The sequence below is a fragment of the Psychrobacter sp. bablab_jr014 genome (genome assembly GCF_016464015.1).
GTDB lineage: Bacteria > Pseudomonadota > Gammaproteobacteria > Pseudomonadales > Moraxellaceae > Psychrobacter.
The window spans coordinates 1-7897 of the sequence record NZ_JACDXT010000002.1 but is presented as its reverse complement, the minus strand read 5'-3'; the positions used below and the strand labels follow the sequence as shown (position 1 = coordinate 7897).

Here is a 7897-nt window from a genome sequence, read left to right as displayed (position 1 = left end):
TCAGCCCCAACGATAAAAGCAGGGGACAGGACTCTTTTTTGCCGCTTCATCGTTAAAAATAAACGCTTAGAATGACTAAACTTATTATTTTTAACCTCGAATCGCCTAAAAAATAGTCGCTGTCAGTGCCATGGTCGAATGGTCAACACGCCCTAATGCGAGCTCGCTGATTCAGTTGAGAGTTTTTATTTGCTTAGGCTATTTTTAATTTTATCAACCAAGGCATAAGTCATTTATTACGCAAGTTTTTTATCATCAGTATTGAGTAAAAAACCTGTCACACAACAGTGCGCTCAATTAAATCCTATTTTTCTTGCTTGCTGTGACTGCGTCACCAGAGGCTGCGAAACATACCATTCAATCTCGCTATAGCCGATTGATAAACCATCGGCTTTATCAAAACAACGTCAAAACCCGCACCGTAAAAACAACAATAGCCAAGGCGACGCTTAGCTATTGTGTTGCTTATCAGTTGTATACAGCGGGTCTTATACTTTGCGTACCAAGACTGAACCAATAGAATAACCTGCACCGAATGAGCAAATCACGCCCAAATCACCTGAGCTGATACTGTCTTTATAGCGGTGGAAGACGACCATCGGGCTTGATGAGCTGGTATTGGCGAACTCGTCCAAGACACTTGGCACAATCGCTTTGTCCGCATCACGACCGACCACAGTACGCAAGATAAGATCCAGCATATTGGCATTGGCTTGGTGTAGCCACATCATCTTAACATCGCTTGGCTGGATGTTGTTGTCGCTTAAGTGCTCGGTGATAATCTCTGACACCTTTGGACAGACTTCACGGAAGACTTTACGACCATTTTGTAAGAACAGCTTTGGGGTAACAGGCTGCTTGAGGTCGTAATGAATGTCTTTGTCTGCCGCCAAATACTCTGAGCGGTCCATAAAGCCATATTCGTTAGTGATGTTGGTTGAGAACTGGGTGAACAGCTTTGAATTGATAATCTCGTAGCCTTTTGGCGTGTCTAGCTCTTCTACGATACAAGCAGTCGCGACATCGCCAAAGATAAAGTGGCTGTCACGGTTACGCCAGTTCAGATGCGCTGAGGTAATCTCGACGTTCACCACTGCGATGCGTTTGGCCAAACCTGAAGCGATTGAGCCTTTGGCTTGCGCCAGACCAAAAGTTGCAGCACTACAAGCAACGTTCATATCATAAGCAAAGCCGCCAATCATCCCGATTTCTTTTTGAATTTCAATCGCTAAGGCCGGGTAAGTGCGCTGGAAGTTTGAGCAAGCAAGGATAATACCATCCAAATCATTAGGCTCAAGACCTGCGTCTTTTAGCGCATCTTTTAGCGCCGCTGTGCCCATCTCCGCCATGATAGAGGCTTCTTCGTTCATGTCACGGTAGGCAATCACTGGCGCCATGATTTCTGGATTTAAAATACCGTCTTTTTCCATGACGTAACGCGACTTGATGCCCGATACTTTTTCGATAAATTCAGCAGAAGAATGCTGCAAGGCAGTCACTGTGCCCGCTTCAATCGCGTCTGCGTGCTGCGCATTATAGTTATCTACATAAGTGTTGAACGACGCCACCAGCTCTTCATTACTGATGCTATAAGGAGGGATAAACAAACCAGTGCCAGTGATACAAGTCGTCATAATGTATTTCCTTGAGTACTATAGCGCCTATACACACGCTATAGGCTAAAACGTGAAAAATGGCGATGGGCCATTTTTGGTGAATAGTTGTAAACTTAATAAGTGACTGCCTCTATTATGCCTGAATCTGACAATATTTCTAATAGTTTGTTACAAATAATCAGATTCAAGCACGCTTACGGCAAAAGAGCATAAGGCGACGGTCTATTGCTATATAATAGCGCACATTTTATTTTCAAGTTTTTGCAGCGACATAAAGGAGCGCGTGTGGCGGAATTGATAGGATGGCTGTTTGGGCAGTATGCTGAGTATCCGACGTTGTTTATTGTTCTTGAGCTGATTGGTGTGGTCTTTGGCGTTGCCAGCGTACTGCTTGCCAAGCGCACCAGCGTGCTTGCCTTCCCGATTGGGCTCATCAGTACAGCGATTTTTGTGTATCTGTTGTGGGAGTGGCAGCTGTTCGGCGATATGCTGATTAATGCTTATTATAGCGTAATGAGTATCTATGGCTGGATTAATTGGTCGCAGCACAAGGACACACACGAAGCGGATGCGGTCACTATCGAGCACGTCAGCCGTAAGGACATCCCGCTGATGGCGCTGCTCTCTACGGTGACGGTGGCGTTTGTCGGGCTGATTTATTACTTTAGACCTGTGATTAATAACGACTTTAGCTTTGCAGGTGCGGTGCTGGGTCTAGACTTATTTACGTGGGTGGACTACACCGACATGCTGACCACGGCGCTGTTTTTGATGGCGATGGTATTGATGGCGCAGCGCAAAATTGAGCATTGGCTGTTGTGGATTGTCGCCGATGGTATCTCTGTACCGCTGTACTTTTATAAGGGACTCAGCTTTACCGCGCTCCAGTATGTGGCATTTACCTTAATTGCAATGTGGGCTTATTATGAATGGCAACGACGCTACCAGCGCCAGCTTAGCGCAGCATACGCCTGACGGCGTGTTTAACGTCGCGGTATTGGGCGCAGAAAGCACAGGCAAAACGACCTTGTGCCAAGACTTGGCGGCGCATTTTGGCTGCCCGTGGGTGCCTGAATATATGCGTACCTATTTGCAAAAAAAATGGGACGAGCGCGGCGAGGTCTGTACATGGGAGGATTTGCTGCCCATCGCGGCGGGGCAAATCGACAGTGAAAATAACGCGGCGGCAGCAGCAGTCACGCAGGGTCAACACGTGTTTTGTGATACCAGCTTGACCGAGCTGTTTATCTATTCGCATTGGTATTATGGCGACTGCCCCGAGCCGATAAAGCGCGCCGTACAAATGCATCATTATGATGTCATCGTCGTCACCGAAGTGGACATTCCGTGGGTGGCGGACGATTTGCGCGACAGTCCGCACTTGCGCGCTGAAATGTATGACTACTTTATTCATTGGCTTGACCGCTTGGGACTGCCCTACCTTACTGTGGGCGGCAGCCGTGAAGCGCGGGTGGCCCGTGTCGCCGCATACATTGCTGAGCAAAAAAGGCGAACGAGTAACTTTTAAATTTTAAAAAAACAACCTGAACCGATGCATCAGAAGGCGCAACAGCACACGGCAAATTTGTTACCATAACGCATTGACCGACTGCCACACGCACGATTGCACTATTAACAAGGTATTTTCATTATGAGTAAAAATGCGCTGCAAGCGCAGCTGCTAAAAGCTGGGCTAATCGATGATAAAAAAGCCAAAAAAATCAACAAACAAGCCAAACATGCTAAGCGCACAGGCGATAGCGATGCGGCTGAGCGCAAACAAGCCCTTGCTAAAGCGCAAGCAGAAAAGCTAGAAAAAGACCAACAGCTGAACCAAGAGCGCCAACGTCAGCTCGAAGAAAAAACGCTCAAAGCCAACATCATCCAGATGATTAAGCAGCACCAAATCCCTGATACCGCAGGCGAGGTCAGCTATCAGTTCGTTGATAACAGCAAAATCAAAAAGCTGCACACCACGCAAAAACTGTATGACCAAATCGTCGCAGGTCACGTGGTCATCGCCCGCCTTGAGGACGGCTATGCGCTACTGCCCTACCCGCTGGCAGAGCGTATCAACAGCAAGCAAGAAGGCTTTATCGTCGTATCCAATGATAAAGATACCAATGAGCTGGACGAGGACGACCCATACGCCGCATACGTGATTCCTGATGATTTGATGTGGTAACTGCCGATTAAGCGCTATCGTTAAGAGTAAAAAACCGCCGTGGCAAATGCTGGGGCGGTTTTTGTGTCTATTTAATCAGTAGCTGATTTATAAAACTCAAACAAGCCTTATTCACTGACTTTGACTTTATGATAACTCACCGTCGGTGGCAGCAGCTGATAGCGGTAAAAGACATCGTCATCATCGAGGGTATCGGGATTACACGCTTGCGAGCAGCTGTCTTTTCTGACATAGGCATTTAGTTTTTTATCAAAAAAATAATCCTCAATATCAAAACTATGGTTATCATTACCCCATCGATCCGCTGGGAACAGCTTGCCTTCGGCACTGTAATGTACCGTTTTTGGAGCAAACTGCATATAAGACAGCTCATACATCTGTGTTAAATCATCTTCTGACATCTCAGATAATGGTTCTTTTTTCAGGACATCTAACTCCCATGTCAGGGTATTGTTGTCTTTATCAATCGTAAATTCAAAGCCAACACCGCCGACCACAGTAGCGTAATCCCTGATGAGAAGCTCATTAAACTGCGCCGTATCAAAATGATATACCGCCGTTTTTAGACTGTCGCTAGGGTCAACCTCGGCAACCTGCGCTAAAGACAGCTGCTGTATCTTACTCGTATGCGTGTACTTATATATTTTGTCGTCGTCACTGTGGGTCAGTACGGTCATGCGCGGGGCGGTACGGCTTATTTGCCCATCGTGCATCAGTACGCGATGTTCCCGTTTGTCGCCATCAACAGTCATACGTGTCTGTTTACCGAGTGCCTTATTTGCACGACCAAACACAGCAAACGGATACTTAGGCTCAAGTGGCAAAAGCTGTACCCTATTGCCATCAACCACACGCCACTCACCCGCCACCATTGCGCCGTAACCAACCATCATATAACGCCTGTTCGTTAATAAGATAAAGCTTAAATAATTGCCAGAAACTTTATAGCTGCCGACCACTTTTTTCTCAATAGCACTATAATCACCGTCTGCACCTGACTGCCAACTCGCCAGCCCATGGGTTGTTGCTGGCGGCTTTTCATCAGCGGTCAAACCCAACAGTTCAGACTTTGATAAGTCATCGAATGTTTTTTGTCCTGAATACATAGCAGCTTGGGCGGGCAACATGATACTAGTGCTGAGTAAGCTTAAAGTTAGCGCACAGCTTTTTAGCATTTTCTTGTAAGGCTGGATTTCTTTTTGCATAAATTGTCGTAATAATAAAAATTTGTTCGCTATTATTCCTTACTTTTGCTTGGTCATCAACCCTTGACGCTGATCTTTATTAGCGCTACGTTAAAGATAATCCTTGGTATTGGTCAGATACGGAAAATCTAGCAAACGTTAAAGTTTATGGTATTACATTCTAAAGCTACCAAGGCTTTTTATATCTGTTGTTTATCGCCCTGCTTTTACTGCTCTATTTATTCTGCACTACCCTCCCCAAATATCACTAAGTCATCACCCGCTTGCCACGGCTGGTATTTTTTCATGGCGATAATAAATAGCGGATGCTCAAGCCATGCCGTTAGCCAGCGCTGTACATTGGGGTATGGCAAGCCATAAAACACCTCGCGATCCACGTGAGCGAACTGGCGCACAAACGGCATGATGCCAATATCCGCCGCGCTGATGTCCGCGCCGAGCAAGTAGTTATTATTAGCAAGCAGTGCTTCTAGCTTTTGAATAAACACTTCCCCGCGCTCGCGGTAGTCGCTTTGGCTCATCTCAGGATGACGGTCAGCGTATTTGTAGCGGTCGAGCCAGTGTTTAAACTCCTTATCATTTTGCGCAATCAGTGCCGCCGCCTCTTTAGGTGCGTGAGTCAACAGTCCGTGCGGGTTGTTTTGCTCAAGCGCCCACATCATTATCTCAACACTTTCTTCAATGATGGTTCCATCCGCCAACTGTAAAACGGGCACCGTGCCTTTTGGACTAATCGCTAGCATTTGCTCAGGTTTATTCTTCAGCACAATCTCGCGCAGTTCTACGGACAACTCGGCAAATAAGATACCGAGACGAGCACGCATGGCGTAAGGGCAGCGGCGAAAGGAGTACAAGCGATGAAGCGGTGAAGTCATAGTAGTTTTCCACAGTTAAATAGGTATTAAATAGTCAGTCAAAAAAACAAGTAGGCTCAAATCTCTGGCTATCGATGCTTACAAAGGCATTTTTGAATATTTTATCGATTTGTAATGAGTCATGGCTTCTACCAGTGACTGCGGCAAATAAGCATCTTTTAGATGGGCATGCGGATAGTACTGCTCAAGCCACGATTGTTAGTTATGGAGGGTGAGCGTACCACAATAGAGCAAATATAAAACCTGCACGCCGATGCTACGCGACAACCCCATGACGCAATGAAAACTAATAAGCGTGATAACACATCTCTCTACTTTATTGTCATTCGTGGATGCTCGTGTCTTAGCGGATTGAATCAAAGCATCAATTCGCTCAAATAAGTCAATGTAGTCCTGAAACACTACGTCACTTAATGGTTGCAAGTCCAATAATGGCAAATATAAATAATCAATAGACGCAGACGTGATATCTTTAGCGGTCATTTCAAGTTTATCGACATGGCTAGATATTTCAGCAGCCAAATCAACAACGATAATTTGAGAGCAGACTAAAGACTTATCTTCTTTTGGCAAGCGCAACCAATCTGTTAAATGAGTATTGATACTTTTTTGTGTCAATCGAGGCGAGGCCACAACGGCGACACTGTCACTCATAGCATACGGTGTAATTGGATATTTTTGACCTTTTGAAAAAACGTTAAAATACCACTGCCCCAACAATAACATAGCGTTGTAAATCATAATGATGGGAGCAAACTTCATCCAAGTATATGCGGTAAGTCTTCCGCTACCAGACTTTTGAAACCAGCGTGTATCTTGCATTGGTCTGACCTGCTGATAAGCACAAGCCAACATCACAAAACTGATCAGCCAATATAAAGCGATGATAATAGCAAAGGTTTCTATCATGTCAGCGGCTATCATACTCATATTAGCAAGGTAAAACCCTGCAATAGCTATCAATAAAAAACCCGTACCGCCTATTGCTAAGTGTTTAACCACCAGTGCATTGCGGATTCGATTTGAGAGCATGAGCACCGAAATGGCCAACACTACCCCGCCGAACATATCCAACAGATGATGCTGATACGTCAACACCGTTGAGCAAGCGATCGACGTGCATATGGCCACCAGTAACAATCGATAAAGTATTAAAACCCATCGTTGTTTGGACTCTACAACATTCCATAAAGACACACAAAACAAGATGGCATAACTAACATGCAAAGACGGTAGCTGATTAAACGGCTTGTCCACCACTTGCAATAACTGATAGCCAAATTGCGTCCAGTCATCAGGTATCGGCCGATGGAATGAGAACCGAGCGGGATAAAAATAAAAAACCAAACAGGCAAAAACGGTCGCCAAGATTAGGCGATAGCTCAATAAAGACAACTGTGTAGACGTACGTACTAAAAAAAAGCTGCCCACAAATAAAATCAGTGACCAGCTATAAGGGACAATCATAGCGGGAATAAAAGGAATAACGCTATCAAACGGCGTGGCTAGGTTATAAACGCTCGATGGATAAAGTTTATATAAGGAGACACTATAAAACGTCGTCACGTTGTAAAGCAGATAAAATATTGATAGTGCAAGACCGAGGTGTCTAAAACGTGTTGATGTATTTAGTAACACCTAGCACCTCGTTTAAGTATTGAATAAAAATCATTGTCTATATCTCAACACTCTCAAATCATCGACCTATCTTACTTCCAAATTTCTTTAAGGAAGTTGGTTACAGGTTCACTAATTTTAGTCGTTACTGGATGCTAAGTTTAGTTCCTATTTTCTCATTATACCAACCTGTTAGAAACCATATTATCTTAAGGTTCATTTAAGGCTGCTCCTTTCTGATGCTCTTATGATATTAGGACGTGTCCCTATTTTAAAAATGGTGATAAAAATGAGATAAATTAAAGGCAAACAAGGAAAATAGCGCAGGTAATATCAAGATATTGGCCAGCTATTTGACACCGTTTGCCAAAGATTTAGCCATTTTTAGCCCATTTAGTC

7 protein-coding genes are annotated in these 7897 nt (G+C 44.7%); 3 read left to right on the top strand and 4 right to left on the bottom strand.

The features are described 5' to 3' along the window. Nucleotides 1-488: 488 nt before the first annotated feature. The gene (locus JIE71_RS00645) at nucleotides 489-1634 is read right to left on the bottom strand and encodes a beta-ketoacyl-ACP synthase III (protein ID WP_199506803.1); all 1146 of its coding nucleotides are present in this window, start codon (nucleotides 1632-1634) and stop codon (nucleotides 489-491) included. Nucleotides 1635-1901: 267 nt separating this feature from the next. On the opposite strand from JIE71_RS00645, the gene pnuC reads away from it, so the two are divergent. The 3 genes from pnuC to JIE71_RS00630 all read left to right on the top strand — a co-directional run bounded on the left by pnuC (nucleotide 1902) and on the right by JIE71_RS00630 (nucleotide 3801). Further along, nucleotides 1902-2591, top strand: a complete 690-nt coding sequence (pnuC, locus tag JIE71_RS00640; RefSeq protein ID WP_199506802.1) for a nicotinamide riboside transporter PnuC — start codon at nucleotides 1902-1904, stop codon at nucleotides 2589-2591. Further along, entirely contained in the window at nucleotides 2542-3144 is a 603-nt protein-coding gene (locus JIE71_RS00635) for an AAA family ATPase (protein WP_199506801.1), read from the top strand. Before pnuC ends, JIE71_RS00635 begins: the two co-directional genes overlap by 50 nt. A 123-nt stretch (nucleotides 3145-3267) precedes the next feature. After that, nucleotides 3268-3801: a DUF2058 domain-containing protein gene (locus JIE71_RS00630; protein ID WP_199506800.1), complete on the top strand. Its 534-nt coding sequence runs from the start codon at nucleotides 3268-3270 to the stop codon at nucleotides 3799-3801. A 107-nt stretch (nucleotides 3802-3908) separates the two neighbouring features. Here the strand turns inward: JIE71_RS00630 and JIE71_RS00625 are convergent, their stop codons facing one another. The 3 genes from JIE71_RS00625 to JIE71_RS00615 form a co-directional block, all read right to left on the bottom strand. After that, nucleotides 3909-5006: a hypothetical protein gene (locus JIE71_RS00625; RefSeq protein ID WP_199506799.1), complete on the bottom strand. Its 1098-nt coding sequence runs from the start codon at nucleotides 5004-5006 to the stop codon at nucleotides 3909-3911. 218 nt (nucleotides 5007-5224) lie between these two features. Next, on the bottom strand, nucleotides 5225-5881 hold the full coding sequence (locus JIE71_RS00620; protein WP_199506798.1) for a glutathione S-transferase: 657 nt from the start codon (nucleotides 5879-5881) through the stop codon (nucleotides 5225-5227). Between the two features lie 198 nt (nucleotides 5882-6079). Further along, complete coding sequence (locus JIE71_RS00615) at nucleotides 6080-7519, bottom strand: phosphatase PAP2 family protein (protein WP_199506797.1); 1440 nt, start codon at nucleotides 7517-7519, stop codon at nucleotides 6080-6082. Nucleotides 7520-7897 lie beyond the last annotated feature (378 nt).

What these genes read in the sequence shown, in the direction of transcription:
- JIE71_RS00630 (WP_199506800.1), top strand. Translation starts at nt 3,268, where the DNA reads ATGAGTAAAAATGCGCTGCAAGCGCAGCTGCTAAAAGCTGGGCTAATC.
- JIE71_RS00620 (WP_199506798.1), bottom strand. Translation starts at nt 5,881, where the DNA reads ATGACTTCACCGCTTCATCGCTTGTACTCCTTTCGCCGCTGCCCTTAC.
- JIE71_RS00645 (WP_199506803.1), bottom strand. Translation starts at nt 1,634, where the DNA reads ATGACGACTTGTATCACTGGCACTGGTTTGTTTATCCCTCCTTATAGC.
- JIE71_RS00625 (WP_199506799.1), bottom strand. Translation starts at nt 5,006, where the DNA reads ATGCAAAAAGAAATCCAGCCTTACAAGAAAATGCTAAAAAGCTGTGCG.
- JIE71_RS00635 (WP_199506801.1), top strand. Translation starts at nt 2,542, where the DNA reads ATGAATGGCAACGACGCTACCAGCGCCAGCTTAGCGCAGCATACGCCT.